This is a genomic window from Chryseobacterium sp. GM_Chr_2, from assembly GCF_026540445.1.
Taxonomy (GTDB): Bacteria; Bacteroidota; Bacteroidia; order Flavobacteriales; family Weeksellaceae; genus Chryseobacterium.
The window spans coordinates 389744-405520 of sequence record NZ_JALNUD010000002.1 but is presented as its reverse complement, the minus strand read 5'-3'; the positions used below and the strand labels follow the sequence as shown (position 1 = coordinate 405520).

The 15777-nt window shown below is 36.7% G+C and carries 19 protein-coding genes; 12 read left to right on the top strand and 7 right to left on the bottom strand.

Features of this window, described 5'->3' with window-relative positions:
• The first annotated feature begins 121 nt into the window (after nt 1–121).
• The 11 genes from OXQ85_RS05115 to OXQ85_RS05065 all read left to right on the top strand — a co-directional run bounded on the left by OXQ85_RS05115 (nt 122) and on the right by OXQ85_RS05065 (nt 5520).
• Entirely contained in the window at nt 122–391 is a 270-nt protein-coding gene (locus tag OXQ85_RS05115; RefSeq protein WP_267402736.1) for a hypothetical protein, read from the top strand.
• A 242-nt stretch (nt 392–633) separates the two neighbouring features.
• Nucleotides 634–1011, top strand: a complete 378-nt coding sequence (locus tag OXQ85_RS05110) for a hypothetical protein (RefSeq protein ID WP_267402735.1) — start codon at nt 634–636, stop codon at nt 1009–1011.
• Between the two features lie 10 nt (nt 1012–1021).
• The gene (locus OXQ85_RS05105) at nt 1022–1543 is read left to right on the top strand and encodes a hypothetical protein (protein ID WP_267402734.1); all 522 of its coding nucleotides are present in this window, start codon (nt 1022–1024) and stop codon (nt 1541–1543) included.
• Between the two features lie 8 nt (nt 1544–1551).
• Nucleotides 1552–2061, top strand: a complete 510-nt coding sequence (locus OXQ85_RS05100; protein ID WP_267402733.1) for a hypothetical protein — start codon at nt 1552–1554, stop codon at nt 2059–2061.
• Between the two features lie 130 nt (nt 2062–2191).
• Nucleotides 2192–2602: a hypothetical protein gene (locus OXQ85_RS05095; protein ID WP_267402732.1), complete on the top strand. Its 411-nt coding sequence runs from the start codon at nt 2192–2194 to the stop codon at nt 2600–2602.
• 36 nt (nt 2603–2638) lie between these two features.
• Entirely contained in the window at nt 2639–3016 is a 378-nt protein-coding gene (locus OXQ85_RS05090; protein WP_267402731.1) for a hypothetical protein, read from the top strand.
• A 10-nt stretch (nt 3017–3026) separates the two neighbouring features.
• The gene (locus tag OXQ85_RS05085) at nt 3027–3542 is read left to right on the top strand and encodes a hypothetical protein (protein WP_267402730.1); all 516 of its coding nucleotides are present in this window, start codon (nt 3027–3029) and stop codon (nt 3540–3542) included.
• Between the two features lie 10 nt (nt 3543–3552).
• Entirely contained in the window at nt 3553–4059 is a 507-nt protein-coding gene (locus tag OXQ85_RS05080; RefSeq protein WP_267402729.1) for a hypothetical protein, read from the top strand.
• A 39-nt stretch (nt 4060–4098) separates the two neighbouring features.
• Nucleotides 4099–4476, top strand: coding sequence for a hypothetical protein (locus OXQ85_RS05075; protein ID WP_267402728.1), 378 nt, complete (start codon nt 4099–4101; stop codon nt 4474–4476).
• An 11-nt stretch (nt 4477–4487) separates the two neighbouring features.
• Nucleotides 4488–5003: a hypothetical protein gene (locus OXQ85_RS05070; RefSeq protein ID WP_267402727.1), complete on the top strand. Its 516-nt coding sequence runs from the start codon at nt 4488–4490 to the stop codon at nt 5001–5003.
• Entirely contained in the window at nt 4978–5520 is a 543-nt protein-coding gene (locus tag OXQ85_RS05065; protein ID WP_267402726.1) for a hypothetical protein, read from the top strand. Before OXQ85_RS05070 ends, OXQ85_RS05065 begins: the two co-directional genes overlap by 26 nt.
• Before the next feature lie 136 nt (nt 5521–5656).
• Here OXQ85_RS05065 and OXQ85_RS05060 read toward each other — a convergent pair whose 3' ends face one another.
• The 5 genes from OXQ85_RS05060 to OXQ85_RS05040 form a co-directional block, all read right to left on the bottom strand.
• Nucleotides 5657–7123: a TolC family protein gene (locus OXQ85_RS05060; RefSeq protein ID WP_267402725.1), complete on the bottom strand. Its 1467-nt coding sequence runs from the start codon at nt 7121–7123 to the stop codon at nt 5657–5659.
• On the bottom strand, nt 7116–10277 hold the full coding sequence (locus tag OXQ85_RS05055; RefSeq protein ID WP_267402724.1) for an efflux RND transporter permease subunit: 3162 nt from the start codon (nt 10275–10277) through the stop codon (nt 7116–7118). The genes OXQ85_RS05060 and OXQ85_RS05055 overlap by 8 nt, the downstream gene beginning before the upstream one ends.
• A 17-nt stretch (nt 10278–10294) precedes the next feature.
• Complete coding sequence (locus tag OXQ85_RS05050; RefSeq protein WP_267402723.1) at nt 10295–11380, bottom strand: efflux RND transporter periplasmic adaptor subunit; 1086 nt, start codon at nt 11378–11380, stop codon at nt 10295–10297.
• 101 nt (nt 11381–11481) lie between these two features.
• Nucleotides 11482–11910, bottom strand: coding sequence for a hypothetical protein (locus OXQ85_RS05045; protein ID WP_267402722.1), 429 nt, complete (start codon nt 11908–11910; stop codon nt 11482–11484).
• Between the two features lie 316 nt (nt 11911–12226).
• Nucleotides 12227–12946, bottom strand: a complete 720-nt coding sequence (locus tag OXQ85_RS05040; RefSeq protein ID WP_267402721.1) for a hypothetical protein — start codon at nt 12944–12946, stop codon at nt 12227–12229.
• A gap of 4 nt (nt 12947–12950) precedes the next feature.
• Here OXQ85_RS05040 and OXQ85_RS05035 point away from each other — a divergent pair, with 4 nt between their 5' ends.
• Complete coding sequence (locus OXQ85_RS05035) at nt 12951–13295, top strand: hypothetical protein (protein WP_267402720.1); 345 nt, start codon at nt 12951–12953, stop codon at nt 13293–13295.
• A gap of 228 nt (nt 13296–13523) precedes the next feature.
• Here the strand turns inward: OXQ85_RS05035 and OXQ85_RS05030 are convergent, their stop codons facing one another.
• Nucleotides 13524–14585, bottom strand: coding sequence for a UDP-glucose--hexose-1-phosphate uridylyltransferase (locus OXQ85_RS05030; RefSeq protein ID WP_267402719.1), 1062 nt, complete (start codon nt 14583–14585; stop codon nt 13524–13526).
• Nucleotides 14554–15738: a galactokinase gene (gene galK, locus OXQ85_RS05025; protein WP_267402718.1), complete on the bottom strand. Its 1185-nt coding sequence runs from the start codon at nt 15736–15738 to the stop codon at nt 14554–14556. The genes OXQ85_RS05030 and galK overlap by 32 nt, the downstream gene beginning before the upstream one ends.
• Nucleotides 15739–15777: the final 39 nt, after the last annotated feature.

Below are 15777 nucleotides of genomic sequence, written 5' to 3'. Positions count from 1 at the left end.
AAATAAAAATATAGATTTTAGTAAAGTACAGCATCCTGCTCTTTCATGTGGATGAAATTTATTAATTTTTCTAAATCATTTTAAACAAATTTTACATCTGTTATTTTCGACTTTTTGTAGAATGAAGTTTTGTATATTTGAAATCATTTCCTCATCATTTAATATCAGTTTTGTGAATATTCAACATCTAATTGATGAATATATTTCTCATCAGCCTGAACAAAAACGCATTAATCTTCAGCATTTACATCAAATAATGCTTGAAATAATGCCAAATTGTAAATTATGGTTTCTGGACGGCAAAAACGTAACCGGAGATTGTATTAAGTTCAAATCACTGAAAAATATCAATATTGAAGTACTAAAAGATGCGATACAATCTGCATTGTAAAACAAAATAAATACAAAAAAAAGTTAACATCTGGAATTTGAAAACGGATTGCTAAGATTTTGGCAGAAAATAATGAAGGCAACTCAATCATTTGGGTTGCTTTTTTCATGAATTAATGAAAAGAATATTTTTCACAATACAAAAATCAAAAAAAAGTGAATAAATTCAAATAAAATCACACTTATTAGTGAAATATTTTATATATTCGCTAAAACTAAATTACATTCAAAAGATTAATAATTATGAAAAAAATTCTTTTCTCGGCAGTTTACGCCAGCATTTTTTGTGCAGTTATCTCATGTTCTACTGAAAGAAATTCTCTAACAACTACCGAAGATCTAAAATCTACCGAAATGACTTCTTTCGACAGAGCTTTAAAGGAAATCATGAAACCCGAAAACCGTTCAACGCCTGAAGAAAAAGCAAGATGGGGCGCGCAATTAAATGACAGGTCACTGGATATTCTTTTCAATGCTTCATTACAAATGCTCGGTAAAAAAAGTAGTACCTCTACAGAAAACAGCACCCGAGTTGAAAAAGAGAAGGTAATTGTACAGGCTACCAATCTTTATTTTTCTAAACTGAATACGATAAAATCTAATCAGAAAGCAGAAAACTAACCACTTGATTATGAAAAAAATACTTTTATCACTTTTTGTAACAAGTACACTGGGTTTGTGTGCACAAGGCAAACTGAATATATTCAATTATTCGTCTTACAGATTATCAAACTATTTAGTAGGGTCTAACCAGGCAAATAACTGTTATCCTAACGTAAGTGGAACCAATTATCCTTTATTGGTGCCGCCAAATACCAATATAAGTTATGATAGTTATTCTACCAGCAATCTTACCAATCCGCCAATCAATTCTTGGACGGTACAACTTAACGCAAGTAGCGGCACTCTACCTCCACAAATACCAGGAGCATCACCTCTGTTAAATGTTTTGGGCACGACTACAAAATGGCAGATGAACAAATTTTATGTGGAAGACCCAAGCGGTGCCCCTCTTTATTACAGTGGAGCTTCCATAGGAAATATTGACTGTAATGTTACGATTACCGACTTAATACCATCTGCTGCTACTCCATATCCATTCAATGCTTTTTGGTTTCCTGTAGGAGACGAAACCTACTTTGTAATCCAATAAAAATAATTATGAAAAAAATACTTACCCTTACCTCCGTACTTGCAATTTCGTTTTGCTTTTCCCAAGGTAAATTATATATTGAGAATTATTCTAATTATGATCTTCAGATGCGTGTAATAGGCGGAAATCCTAATAACTGTGTTCCGGAAGTTGGAGCCAGCATGAATTTTCCTGCCAGTACCCAAGATGTGATTGAAAATTTTAACGATTCTCAACCTTATACTACCCATTGGTCTGCAATATTAACAGCAGGAGGAAATACATATCAGGAATATGCTCCTAATTCCGGATTATTAAATACCGTTTCTCCGCTTACCCGCTGGAAATTTCTGTGGTATCAAACAGTTTATCCCGGAACAACTAATGTAGCTTACGATACGGTGAATTTTAATATGGGCGAACCTTCTGCATTTCCAAATTGCCCGTTGCAAAGCTCACCATTTGTAGACGGAACGTTAACAGATGCATTTTGGTTTTATATTCCATCTGAAAATGCAACCTATTTAGTAATACAATAAATTCAAAAAATCAGACTACAAAATATTAATACTTATGAAAAAGATATTCACCCTTTCCTTGGGACTTGCATTTTCATTATGCTTTTCTCAAGGTAAATTATACTTACAGAATTATTCTAATTACGATCTGATGATGCGGGTAGTAGGCGGAAGTACAACTAGTTGTGTGCCAGAAGCCATAACAAGTATGAGCTTTCCGGCGGCAACGCAAGCAGTTATTAATAATTATAATGATGCGTTTCCCTACACTACAGGTTGGTCTGTAACAACTACTATGGGAACAAACCCCATTGGCCAAACCATACCTTCCGGGTTACTCACTGCTATTTCTCCTATTACTCGCTGGAAATTTGCATATTACCAGACACAAGATCCCGTTACGGGCAGTACTGTTTACGATACCGTAGATCATAATATGGGAGATTCAGCTGCATTTCCATATTGCCCATGGAATAGCTCAACTTTCATCGACGGAACTGTAACCGATTCATTTTGGTTTTATATTCCTTCTGACAATGCAACCTATTTAGTAATACAATAAATTTTAAAAATTAAACGAAATAAAATAGTAATAATTATGAAAAAAATTCTTCTATCGGCAGTTTTCGCCAGCATTTTCTGTGCAGTTATCTCATGTTCTACTGAAAGAAATTCTTTAACAACGACTGAAGATCTAAAATCTACCGAAATGACCTCTTTCGACAGAGCTTTAAAGGAAATCATGAAACCTGAAAACCGTTCTACACCTGAAGAGAAAGCCAGATGGGGAGCACAATTAAATGACAGATCGCTGGATATTCTTTTCAATGCTTCATTACAAATGCTCGGTAAAAAAAGTAGTACCGTTACAGAAAACAGCACTCGAGTTGAAAAAGAGAAAGTAATTGTACAGGCTACTAACCTCTATTTTTCTAAACTGAATACGATAAAAGCCAATCAGAAAGCAGACAACTAAGATTCTGAGTATGAAAAAACTATTTTTATCACTTTTTCTTACAAGCACTCTTGGTTTATATGCGCAAGGCACCATAAATATTTTCAATTATACCAACTATAGGCTGTCTAATGATTTGGTAGGATCTAATCAGGCAAGTAATTGCTATCCATCAATCAGCGGAACTAATTATCCTATTATGGTGCAACCAGGAGCGAGTGTAAGCTATACAGGCTATGCGACAAGCCATCTTCAAAATCCTCCCATCAACTCGTGGAACGTGCAACTTTCAGCAAGCAGTAGCCCTACCATCCAATCGGCAGGGGCACCCATACTGAATACTTTAGCTGCCATTACAAAATGGCAGATGACAAAATTTTATGTTGAAGACCCAAGTGGCGCGCCCATCCCGGTTAATAGCGGTATGTTGGGAAATATCGATTGTACCACTATGGTAACCGAGCTACAGACATCTGCAACAACACCTTATACTTTCAGTGGTTTCTGGTTTGAAATCGGAAACGAAACTTACTTTATCATCCAATAAATAATTAAATATGAAAAAAATATTCACACTTTCATTAGGTCTTGCCTTTTCATTATGCTTTTCACAAGGCAAATTATATATTCAAAATTATTCTAATTACAATCTTGGTATGCGCATTGTAGCCGGAAACACAGGCAGTTGCCTTCCAGAAGCAGTTGCGAGTATGGATTTTCCTGCTCAGACACAAGATGTAATTGACGACTTTAATGATGCTTTTACTTATACTGCAGGCTGGTCTGTAAGGCTTTCTCCTACAGGTAATCCATCATATTTCACGGCTCCGAATGGCTTACTGAACTCTATTTCACCAATTACCCGTTGGGAGTTTGCATGGTATCAGGCGCAAGATCCAATTACTGGCAATACAGTTTATGATACGGTAGACCACAATATGGCGGATAATTCTGCATTTCCAAACTGTGCATGGAACGGTTCTACGTTTGTAGACGGAACGGTAACAGATTCTTTTTGGTTCTATATTCCATCAAATAATGCAACGTATTTAGTTATTCAATAAATAGTAAAAAAATAAATCACATTTAAAAAATTAATGGTTATGAAAAAAATACTTTTATCGGCGGTTTACGCCAGCATTTTTTGTGCAGTTATTTCATGTTCTACTGAAAGAAACTCTTTAGCAACCACTGAAGATCTAAAATCTACCGAAATGACCTCTTTCGACAGAGCTTTGAAAGATATTATGAAGCCTGAAAACCGTTCAACACCTGAAGAAAAAGCAAGATGGGGAGCGCAATTAAATGACAGATCTTTAGATATTCTGTTCAATGCTTCTTTACAATTAATCGGGAAAAAAGCAGAAAATAATACCGAAAATATCAGCAGAGTAGAAAAAGAAAAAGTAATTGTGCAGGCCACCAATCTTTATTTCTCGAAACTCAACACCATAAAAGCAAATCAGAAAGCAGATAACTAAAAACTAAGGCTATGAAAAAATTAATTTTACCTCTTTTTTTAGCGAGTGCGCTCGGTTTGTCTGCTCAAAAGAAAATAAATATCTTCAATTATACTGCTTATAATTTATCGAATTCTCTGGTTGGCTCCAATCAGGCAAACAATTGTTATCCTTCTGTAAGCGGAACCAATCATCCCATACCCGTAGCTCCAGGAGGAGCGGTAACTTACAACGGATATTATGGAAGTCACTTACAAAATCCTCCTATCAACTCATGGAATGTAGAGCTCTCACCCACAAGCAGTTCTACGCAGCCAAGTACTTCTCCCCTTCTTATTACTTTGGGAAATACTACAGACTGGATGATGAATAAATTTAGCCTTTCCGATCCAAGTGGAGCGCCACTTTATTACAGCGGAGCGTCTATCGGGATGATAGGTTGCAATACGCCTGTTATTAGTGATTTAACACCATCTGCTGCAACACCATATCCTTTCACAGCATTTTGGTTTCCGGTAGGAAATGAAACCTATTTTGTCATTCAATAGAAAAATAATTATGAAAAAGATATTTACTCTTTCATTAGGTCTCGCATTTTCATTTTGTTTCTCACAAGGCAAACTCTATTTACAGAACTATTCTGCTTATGATCTTACTGTACGAATAGTAGCAGGAAATACCACAAACTGCTTGCCTCTGGCTTCAACGAGTATAAGATTTCCAGCGGCTACCGAAGATGTAATAGAAAATTTTAATGATGCATTACCTTATACTACGGGATGGTCTGTATCACTTACCACTGGCACAATGCCAACTCAGGTAGCAATACCTTCCGGATTACTAACTGCAATCTCTCCTCTTACTCGCTGGGAATTTGCATGGTATCAGGCGCAAGATCCAATTACGGGCGACACAGTTTATGATACGGTAGATCACAATATGGCAGATAATACTGCTTTCAATAATTGCGGCTGGAGTGGTTCTACTTTTATTGACGGAACAATAACAGATTCTTTTTGGTTTTACATTCCATCAGAAAATGCAACGTATTTAGTTATTCAATAAAGTTAAATTTGATTTCACTTATCTATAATGTCCCTAGGTTTATCTTAGGGACTTTTTAATTTCATAAAATTTATTACTAAAAAAGAAGCTCATCTTTCGATAAGCTTCTTTAAGAAAAAATTTAATGTTATGAGATTTATTTTTTTTCAGGTTCTGGTGAAACCACAGGATTTTGATCCCAACCGCCACCAAGAGCCCGATACACAGCCACACTTGCTTTTAGCTGATTGACTTTCTTTTCAACCAGTTCGAATCTCGATTCTAAAGCATCACGCTGAGTCAGCAAAACTTCCATATAATCAGCGCGGGCATATTTAAACAAATCATTGGAAATGTCGATGGATTTCGTCAAAGCATCTACTTCCTTCGTTTTGATATCTACACTATTTTCTAAGTTTTTAATTTTAGAAAGCTGATTTGCCACCTCAATATAAGCGCTCAAAACCGTTTGCTCATAGTGATAAACTGCCTGAACCTGTTTAGCATTAGCATTATAATATGACGCTTTAATTGCTGCTCTGTTAATCAGTGGAGCTGTTAATTCGCCTGCTAAAGAAAACAGAAACGATTCAGGTTTAATTAAATAGGTTGGGTTAAAAGCCTGTAATCCAAAACCAGCACCAATGTCCAAAGAAGGATAAAATCTGGCTTTTGCTGATTTAATATCTAATTTTGAAGCCGCCAGTTCATATTCTGCCTGTTTGATATCCGGACGGTTTTCCAATAATTCAGAAGGGATTCCGGCATACACTGTTTGGGGAATGATCGTATCAAAATTCTGACTTCTTTCCACAGGCTGAGGAAATCTTCCGACCAAATAATTGATCTTATTTTCAGTTTCCACAATTTTCTGCTGAATATCATACTGCATTCCCTGCGTTTTTAAAACCTGCGCCTGAAATCTTTTCACCGCCAATTCATTCGAGCGGGCAAACTTTTTCAGATCTTTAATAATATTTAAAGCATCTTCCTGAATTTTAATGTTTTGATTTAAAATAACCAATTCATTATCCAACGCCAACAATTCATAATACGAATCTGCAATTTCTGAAATCAGGTTGGTGATCATGAAGTTTTTTCCTTCCACACTTGCCAAATATCGCTGAACCTGAGCCCTTTTCGCATTGTGAAGTTTACCCCAAATATCGGTTTCCCATTTTGCCTGAACGCCCACTCCAAAATCAAAAAGAGGATCCGGCATTTCTTTTCCGGGCTCCATTTCGGTATTGGCCTCCATGGCTCCGATATTGGTGTAACGGCTTACTTTATCTACCCCAACTCCGGCTTTTAAACCCACCGAAGGTAAATATTCTCCTTTTTTAGCCTTAATTTCATTTTTAGAAATTTCGATTTCCTGAAGAACGATATTTAATTCCTGATTATTCTGCAATGCTTGATTAATTAGATTCTGAAGATTAGGATCGCTGAAATATTCGTTCCATTTTTGCTTTCCAATATTGATAGTATCATTTTCTGCTGATGCAAATTTCTCAGGAACCGCTCTGTTTTCAGCACGTTGCTGTATGTCTATAGGTTTGCAGGCCGCGAGACTTAATAAAAAGAATGCCGCACCTGCATATTGATATATTTTATTCTTATTCATAATGGATCATGTCTTCGCTAAATGGTGATTCTTGTTCTTCCTTAATCATTTTTTTACCATCTGCCCATTTTGCAAATATGTAATAGAGCCCCGGAATGATGACAACGCCGAAAACGGTTCCGAATATCATTCCTCCCATTGAGGACGCCCCGATTGTATGATTTCCGATGGCTCCCGCTCCATGAGCCAATACCAAAGGAATCATCCCTGCAATAAATGCAAACGATGTCATTAGAATAGGACGGAAACGAACTTTTGCCCCTTCAATCGCAGCATCAGCAATCGACATTCCTTCCAGACGTTTCTGAACGGCAAATTCCACAATTAAAACAGCGTTTTTACCGAGTAATCCGACGAGCATAATAAGACCAACTTGTGCATAAATGTCATTCTGAAGTCCCATTGCTTTCAACAAAAAGAAAGACCCGAAAAGCCCCACTGGCAAAGAAGTAATAACTGCTAAAGGCAATATTAAGCTTTCGTATTGCGCCGCTAAAACCAGATAAACGAAGATTAAAACAACAAGGAATACATAAATAGCCTCATTACCACGATTGGCTTCGTCATAAGACAACCCTTCCCAAGCCACTTTGTAACCATGAGGCAGAGTTTTTGCTGCCGTTTCGTTGATCGCCTGAATGGCATCAGCCGTCGTGTATCCTGAAGCAGGAAGTCCTCTGATGGCTGCAGAATTGTACATGTTATATCGTGTAATTTCATTGGGCCCCTGCGTTTTCTTCATGGTCATGAATGCAGAATAAGGAACCATTTCATCTCTGTCATTTTTAACGTAGAGATTTAAAATATCTGTTGGAAGTCTTCTGAATTCCGGTCCAGACTGAACATACACTTTAAAGAATTGCCCAAAACGGATGAACCCCTGTTCATAAGTACTACCAATTAAAATATTTAAATTATCCATTGCTTTACCGATAGAGACTCCTTTCTGCATGGCAGCATTATTGTCAAAAACCAATTCGTACTGCGGATAATTGGCAGCGAAGAAAGTAAATACTCCTGTAAGTTCTTTACGTTTCTTTAGTTCTGCCATAAAATCTTTATTCACTTTATCGAACTCCTGATAATTGGTATCTCTGTTGATGTCTAACAATCTCATGGAAAAACCTCCTGAAGAACCAAATCCCGGAACTGCCGGCGGTTCGAAAAACTCGATGGTAGCTCCCAAATCTTTTGATTTTTCTTCTAACTCTTCCATCACTTCTTTCACAGAATGCTCTCTATCCGACCAAGGTTTAAGGTTAATTAAACAAGTACCTGCGTTTGAACCTCTACCTTCGGTCATAATTTCGTAACCCGCTAAAGAAGAAACAGATTCTACACCATCTACTTTTTCTGCAATACCCTGTAATTCTCTGGAAACTTTATTCGTTTGTTCCAAAGTTGATCCCGGAGGCGTCTGGATAATCGCATAAATAGTTCCCTGATCTTCTGTCGGAATGAAACCACCAGGAAGATTTTTATTAACAAAGAAAATTCCCGCGCTGAAAATAGCTAAAACCGTCCATGTTAAAGCTCTTCTGGTTACAATTCTTTTTAATAATGCCGCATACTTTCCTGTCAGCTTATCAAACAGACGATTAAAAGAATCGATAAATCGTGTAAAAAGGGTCACTTTTTTAGGCTTACCATGATTATTTTTCAACAACATCGCACACAACACCGGTGTTAAGGTAAGTGCAATTAATGCTGAAATAACAATAGAACTCGCCATCGTGATCGAAAACTGTCTAAAGAATGTCCCCACAGGGCCAGACATGAATGAAATTGGCAGAAATACCGAAACCATCACCGCCGTAATAGCAATAATTGCCCCTGAAATCTCTCCCATTACCTCCTGAACTGCCTTAAACGGAGTCTGATTTTTTTCTTCCATTTTGGCATGAACGGCCTCAACAACAACAATGGCATCATCTACCACAATACCGATGGCCAGCACCAATGCAAATAATGTTACAAGGTTTATGGTTAACCCAAACAGCTGCATGATAAAGAATGCGCCAATTAGCGAAACAGGTACAGCAATAATCGGAATTAATGTAGAACGCCAATCTCCCAAAAAGATGAAAACAACAATAGCAACCAATATAAAAGCGTCTCTTAGCGTATCGATTACCTGCTCAATAGAAGCATCTAAAAATTTAGAAACATCATAGCTGATTTTATAATCTACACCGGGAGGGAAGTTCTTTTTAAGTTCTTCCATTTTAGATTTAATGCCTTTGATTACGTCGCTGGCATTACTTCCATAATTTTGTTTTAATACAATTGAAGCAGACGGGTGACCATCCAAATTAGAATAAATATCAAAAAATTCGCTTCCTAACTCTACTTTACCAACGTCTTTCAGTTTTATATTTTCTCCTTCCGAATTGGCGCGCACAATAATATTTTCATATTCTTCAGGCTTATTATATTGCCCTTTATACGTCAGTACATACTCCAACGTTTGGGCTGCAATTCCAGAACTTTGTCCGATTCTGCCGGGGCGTCCGATGATACTCTGCTCTCCAATCGCCTTCATCACCTCATCTACTGAAATATCATACGCCCGCATTCTTTCGGGATTCAGCCAAATACGCATCGCATATCTTCGGCTTCCTAAAATCTGCGATCTTGCGATCCCCGGAATACGGTTGATTTCCGGAATAACATTTACAGTAGAATAATTGTACAGAAACTTTTCATCCATACTTTTATCATTGCTGTAAAGATTCACGTACATCAACATACTGGGCTGTACAGGATTTACAATAACTCCTTCTTTCTGAACCAGTTCTGGCAAAAGAGGCATTACCTGATCTATTCTTGTTTTAACTAAAACCGTGGCAATATTAGGATCGGTTCCGGGATCAAAAACAACATTTACAGTCGCTTCTCCGGCACTTGTAGCATCTGTAGACATGTATCTCATTCCCTGCACTCCATTTACGGCATTTTCGATGGTAATTAATGAAGATTTTACCAATACATCTGCACTGGATCCCGGATAGGCAATACTTACCGCAACCGTTGTAGGTGCAATTTGTGGAAACTGTTCCGTAGGCAGTAATTTAATCGCTAAACCTCCTACAAACAGAATAATAACAGAAATTACAATTGCAAAAACGGGTCGATGAATTATTTTCTTAAACATAATTGATGCAATTTTAATTATTCTGAATACAAATCTAAATTGGACATTACCTGCTCAGGCTTAAGGTATTTATTCGCAATTTTCTGATTGTTCTGAACTTTACGAAGCCCTTCCAGCAATATTCTGTCTTCTTTATTTAATCCTGAAGAAACCACATAAATATGAGGTAACTCTGCAGCCACCTTTATTTCGCGAGCCTTCACCGTATTGTTTTTATCTACCACATACACATATTTTTTCTCTAAAACTTCAAAAGTCGCCTTTTGAGGAATCAGCAAAGCATTAGCGTATGGCGATGTGATTACAATGTTTCCAGTTTCACCAAATCTTAATAGACCTTTAGGATTCGGGAATGTAGCTCTGTAGGCAATGTTTCCGGTTTCATTATTAAAATCAGATTCAATAGTTTCTACAATCCCATCCTGAGAGAATTCTTTACCATTAGCCATTCTCAGACGAACGTGCATAGGGTCATTTGTTGTTCTGTCGCTCATCTGATTCAGATATTCTGCTTCCGGAACGTTAAAATACACCCACATTTTGCTGTTATCAGACAATTCAGTGATCAGTTCACCATCATCTACCAGACTTCCTTTTCTTACGTGCAATCTTCCGACAATTCCTGTAAAAGGAGCACGAATTTCGGTAAATCCTAAGTGGGTATTGGTAGAGGCAAGTTCAGCTTTTGCTTTCTCGTATCTTGCTTTTGCCATCGCCATTTCCTGTGGAGCAACGATATCTTTGTCGGATAAACTTTTGGTATTCTGATATTCGATTTCGGCATATTTTGCTTCTGCTTTAGCACGATTTACATCAGATTCATACAAATTAGGCATGATTTTAAACAAAAGCTGACCTTTTTGAACAAATTGCCCTTCATCAACATAAATAGACTGAATATATCCTTTTTCCTGCGCACGAAGCTCAATATGATTGATGGAACGAATTTGCGCAACATAATCTTTATCGATTAAAGTATCTTTTATAAGCGGACTTGTAACATTGAATGATGCTTCTTCTGCTTTTTCTTTTTTCTCAGAATTACAGCTTACACACAACAAAATAAGGCACAAGCTTATATACATGAGACTTTTCTTGACCATGATAATAATTTTATAATATTTTAAAATTGAAAAATAGAGTTCTAAGCTTTCAAATTATAATTGAAAACTTTAAGGGGTTTTTCGAAAAAAATAGAATAAAATCACAGTCGGATGACCCTGTACTGAATATACAGATCATCATATTGAAGCTTTAAGTGTTCGGAATGAGCAAGGGAAACGGCAATTTGCCTGTTATGAAATGTTTTTACAAAACCAGAGATGAGGCTCCAAAAATCTTCCCTCAAAAGCATGGCGAATTCCAGAGAATCTGAAGACTCTACTTTCTCGTCATTTTCATTGTCATTTTCATTTTCAGAAAGCGCCCGAATCTTGTTGTAGTGTGGCCTTGTAAGATTGTATAATTCGTAATCTGTCTGATTTTTGAGAAATGCAAAAGAATGTTCAGTTTCCTGAACTTCCTTAATCAGAACATCTGTGGTAAAATCTATATCGGAAGGAGTATCTGTAGAAATATATTGTTGCATTTGCCCGTAATACAAACCCAACACGGTAAGTAACACAAATGACAAACTATATATATATTGATAAAATCTTCCCAGCATATCCTACCGACAAAGTTAGTTAAACTCGTGGGGAAGAGCAAATCTTAGAATTAAAAATCTCTTAAAAAGCGATCATATTAAATAAAATTATTGTTGATGGTTAATCATTTAATCAAAATAGAATAAAAATCGGGTAATATTGTTAAAAAAAATAACCTCTCACGAAGAGAGGTCACACTTAATGGGGAACAATAAGATAATAAATTGACATGTTTTTTTTCAACTATCAGCAATAAAATTTTGCTGTAGAATACCTAAAATTATTTTTATATAACTCAAATAATTAATCTGAGATTTTTGTAGCGCTTAACGTAACATTAGAAACTGTGAACGATCCTACTCCGGTTCCGGCTGTTAATGTCATATAATCTCCTGCTGCCAGATACACAATTGTTGATCCGGAAATTGCATATCCGTTAGGTGGTTCCACGGCTGCAGTACCCATTAATTCATAGATCGCTCCGTTTTTATTAAAATAGACATATCTACCTTGTGTTGTAGATCCTGCCATACTTTGGAAGCTGCTTGTGAATAAATAATAACCCGCTGTTTTGGCCGTGAATCGATCTGTACTAAGGTCAAAATTAGAATTCACATCAAACACTACATTATTAAAGTCTACCACGTTAATCCCCGTACCAATGGTATATGAGGAAGAATTGGAAACTCTTACCAATGCATCAACCGATTGAGTAGATTTTGAATATACTTCCCAAGTAGTAGCCGCACCTGTAAGACCTGTGCTGATGACCTGCACCGTTTGGTTTCCTCCAACTGATATACTTGTCTGATTATTAATTCTTTCAGAGCCTGAAGGTGTAACGGTTACCATGAAAGACGTATTGTTTTTAATGGTATAAAGACGACCTTTAAAGTTCCCTGCACCCGATATTGCTGCAGGAAGCGTCATGGAAGCATTAGCTGTTCCGTTATACGAAACATAGAAATCGGAAGTCGTCATGGCATAGCTTGCCGCAGTTACCGAATTATACTTTGCTGCCATCTGGTTGGCTACCGAAAACGGAATTGTAAAGTATGACGGAAGTAAATTTGAAGTTTACAATGATTTCCCTACCAAAACTTTGAATTTTGAGTATTTCAGAGGTGATATTGAAAAAGATAAAATACTTATTTCCTATGGAAACGATAATCTTCAAGTTGCCATTCATGGAAGAGAATCAAAAATATCATCAATATCGGAAGTTATTCCCCACCCAGTAATAGCTTTTGCCTGTGCTGCTACAGCTTTTTCATCAGTATCTTTATCTCTGTTATCAGATCTTTCAAACAGACGCTGTAAAGTTTCTCTCCCTTTCGATCTACTGTTTTCGGATTTTATAAAATATATATAAAAACAACTCTGCAGGACTTAATTGTGAACCTCGTGCAAAGCCCTCCACATTTTTTTAGATTCTTCAAGAAAATTACAGGTGCGACTCCCACTCAATATAAGATCTCAATGAAAACTTGCGTTTAAATTACTGGTAAGATACAGACAAAACCTTTATCAAATATTTCAATATTACTCTGTTAAAACTACTATATATCGATAAAATCCTTACTTTTCATCAGGATTTCTATTATAATCTGTAATGAATATTCGAAAGACTCTTCAATATCTCTGCACTTTGCTCCGGAGTGACATCACGTTGCGGTTCTGCAAGCATTTCATAACCCACCATGAATTTTTTCACTTCTGCATTTCTCAGCAATGGCGGATAAAAATGCATGTGAAAATGCCATTCAGCATGAGGTTTATGGTCGGTTGGAGATTGATGGATTCCAGCCGAGTATGGAAATGAAACCTCAAAAAGATTGTCGTATTTTGTGGTTAAATCTTTTAAAATTGAAGCTAAAGAAAGCTTTTCTCCTTCAGAAAATTCAATCAGATTTTCAATTTTTCTTTTGCTCACGATCATTGTTTCGTAAGGCCACACTGCCCAGAACGGAACCACTGCAACAAAATCCTCATTTTCAAGAATAATTCTTTCATTGATTTCCAGCTCTTTTTTCACATAATCTTCCAAAAGAGACTTTCCTTTTTCGTCAAAATATTTTTTAAGGTTTTCCTGGGTTTTAAGAACACTGGATGGTATAGAAGACTGCGCCCAGATCTGTCCGTGTGGATGCGGATTGCTGCAACCCATCACCTGACCTTTATTCTCAAAAATTTGAACGTGGTTGATGTAATCCAATGCTCCCAGTTCTTTATATTGATTTTGCCAAACATCAACAACTTTTTTAATATCATCAACCTCCATTTCAGGCAACGTAAGACTGTGATTTTCAGAGAAACAGATCACACGATTGATCCCTCTTTCAGGCTTCAACGTAAAAAAATCCGACGGTTGCTCAGAAAAATCGACTTCATCTTTCATCAATGAACCAAAATCGTTATCAAATACGTAAACACCTTTGTAATCCGGATTTTTTTCACCGCTAACACGAATATTTCCCGAGCATAAATAGCAATTCTGATCATGAACAGGAAGCTGTTCTTCTGATGTTTTTTCTGTTTGTCCCTGCCAAGGTCGTTTTGCTCTTTGTGGAGAAACAAGAATCCACTCATCCAAAAGCGGATTATATCTTCTGTGAGGATGGTCTTTTTGATTAAATGACAATTTCATCTCGCTTGTATTCATTAATTCCGTCTGATATTTTCACCCTGTACACTTTCATTTCGATATCGAAAGCCTTTTTATATTTAGCACTGATAGCATCAATAACCTGATCAACATTTTCATCTTTAATAAGGTTAATGCTGCAGCCGCCAAAACCGCCGCCCATAATTCTTGCCCCTAAAACACCTTCTTCTTTTAAAGTTTCCTTAACCATAAAATCAAGCTCATCACAGCTTACTTCAAATTCTGTTGAAAGTCCGGAATGGGTTTCGTTCAAAAGTTGACCAAGATATTCTACATCACTGTGGGACAGAGCTTTTGCAGCTTCTTCTACCCTCTTAATTTCTTTAAGGAGATATAGACATCTTTTGTGGGAAACCTCACCCATTTCCTCCCTCACTTTATCAAGCATTTCAAAACTAAAATCCCTGAATTTCTGTATTTCGGGAAACTTTTCCCATAATATTTTTTTGCCATTGTCAACATCTCTTCTTCGGTCGTTGTAGCCGGAAGTAAGGTGGGTATGTTTCACGCAACTGTCAAAAAGAACCAAGCTGTAACCATCAATATTGGCTTCAAAATACTGATGTTCCAAAGAGTTGCAATCGAGCATAATCACTTTATGCTCTTTTCCGAAAACTGACGAAAATTGGTCCATAATTCCACATTTTACACCTACAAAAGTATGTTCAGACTTCTGACCGATGACCGCTATTTCTTTTTTATTTAAATTTAAATCAAAAATTTCGTTGAGAATATAAGTAAAACCACATTCCAAAGCCGCCGACGATGACAAACCAGAACCCATCGGAATCGTACTGCTGAAAGCAATCTGCAAACCTCCGACCTCTTTTCCTAATTCCTGAATGACATTGAAAACACCTAACAAATAATTGACCCAAGTCTGTGAAACCGGAAACTGTTTTTTATTAACATCAAAGCTAAAAGAATCATTAAAATCTTTGGCAAAAAAAATAATTTTGGAATCGTCTGTTTTTTTTACCGCAAAACAAATATGTTTGTCGATGGCAGCCGGAAGCACAAAACCGTCACTATAATCTACGTGTTCCCCAATAATATTAATTCTTCCAGGAGCAAGAAAAATCCGTTCTGGGTCTGAGCTGAAAGCTGTTTGAAAAGCCTCTTTGGTATAATTGATTAATTTCTCCGGCATATCAATAACTGCATTGTTCTTTTTGATTGATCCGTAAAG

Bases quoted from the DNA above. Each gene is read 5' to 3' on its own strand.
- OXQ85_RS05115 (WP_267402736.1), top strand. From the start codon at position 122: ATGAAGTTTTGTATATTTGAAATCATTTCCTCATCATTTAATATCAGT.
- OXQ85_RS05110 (WP_267402735.1), top strand. From the start codon at position 634: ATGAAAAAAATTCTTTTCTCGGCAGTTTACGCCAGCATTTTTTGTGCA.
- OXQ85_RS05105 (WP_267402734.1), top strand. From the start codon at position 1,022: ATGAAAAAAATACTTTTATCACTTTTTGTAACAAGTACACTGGGTTTG.
- OXQ85_RS05100 (WP_267402733.1), top strand. From the start codon at position 1,552: ATGAAAAAAATACTTACCCTTACCTCCGTACTTGCAATTTCGTTTTGC.
- OXQ85_RS05095 (WP_267402732.1), top strand. From the start codon at position 2,192: ATGATGCGGGTAGTAGGCGGAAGTACAACTAGTTGTGTGCCAGAAGCC.
- OXQ85_RS05090 (WP_267402731.1), top strand. From the start codon at position 2,639: ATGAAAAAAATTCTTCTATCGGCAGTTTTCGCCAGCATTTTCTGTGCA.
- OXQ85_RS05085 (WP_267402730.1), top strand. From the start codon at position 3,027: ATGAAAAAACTATTTTTATCACTTTTTCTTACAAGCACTCTTGGTTTA.
- OXQ85_RS05080 (WP_267402729.1), top strand. From the start codon at position 3,553: ATGAAAAAAATATTCACACTTTCATTAGGTCTTGCCTTTTCATTATGC.
- OXQ85_RS05075 (WP_267402728.1), top strand. From the start codon at position 4,099: ATGAAAAAAATACTTTTATCGGCGGTTTACGCCAGCATTTTTTGTGCA.
- OXQ85_RS05070 (WP_267402727.1), top strand. From the start codon at position 4,488: ATGAAAAAATTAATTTTACCTCTTTTTTTAGCGAGTGCGCTCGGTTTG.
- OXQ85_RS05065 (WP_267402726.1), top strand. From the start codon at position 4,978: ATGAAACCTATTTTGTCATTCAATAGAAAAATAATTATGAAAAAGATA.
- OXQ85_RS05060 (WP_267402725.1), bottom strand. From the start codon at position 7,123: ATGAATAAGAATAAAATATATCAATATGCAGGTGCGGCATTCTTTTTA.
- OXQ85_RS05055 (WP_267402724.1), bottom strand. From the start codon at position 10,277: ATGTTTAAGAAAATAATTCATCGACCCGTTTTTGCAATTGTAATTTCT.
- OXQ85_RS05050 (WP_267402723.1), bottom strand. From the start codon at position 11,380: ATGGTCAAGAAAAGTCTCATGTATATAAGCTTGTGCCTTATTTTGTTG.
- OXQ85_RS05040 (WP_267402721.1), bottom strand. From the start codon at position 12,946: ATGGCAGCAAAGTATAATTCGGTAACTGCGGCAAGCTATGCCATGACG.
- OXQ85_RS05030 (WP_267402719.1), bottom strand. From the start codon at position 14,585: ATGAATACAAGCGAGATGAAATTGTCATTTAATCAAAAAGACCATCCT.
- galK (WP_267402718.1), bottom strand. From the start codon at position 15,738: ATGCCGGAGAAATTAATCAATTATACCAAAGAGGCTTTTCAAACAGCT.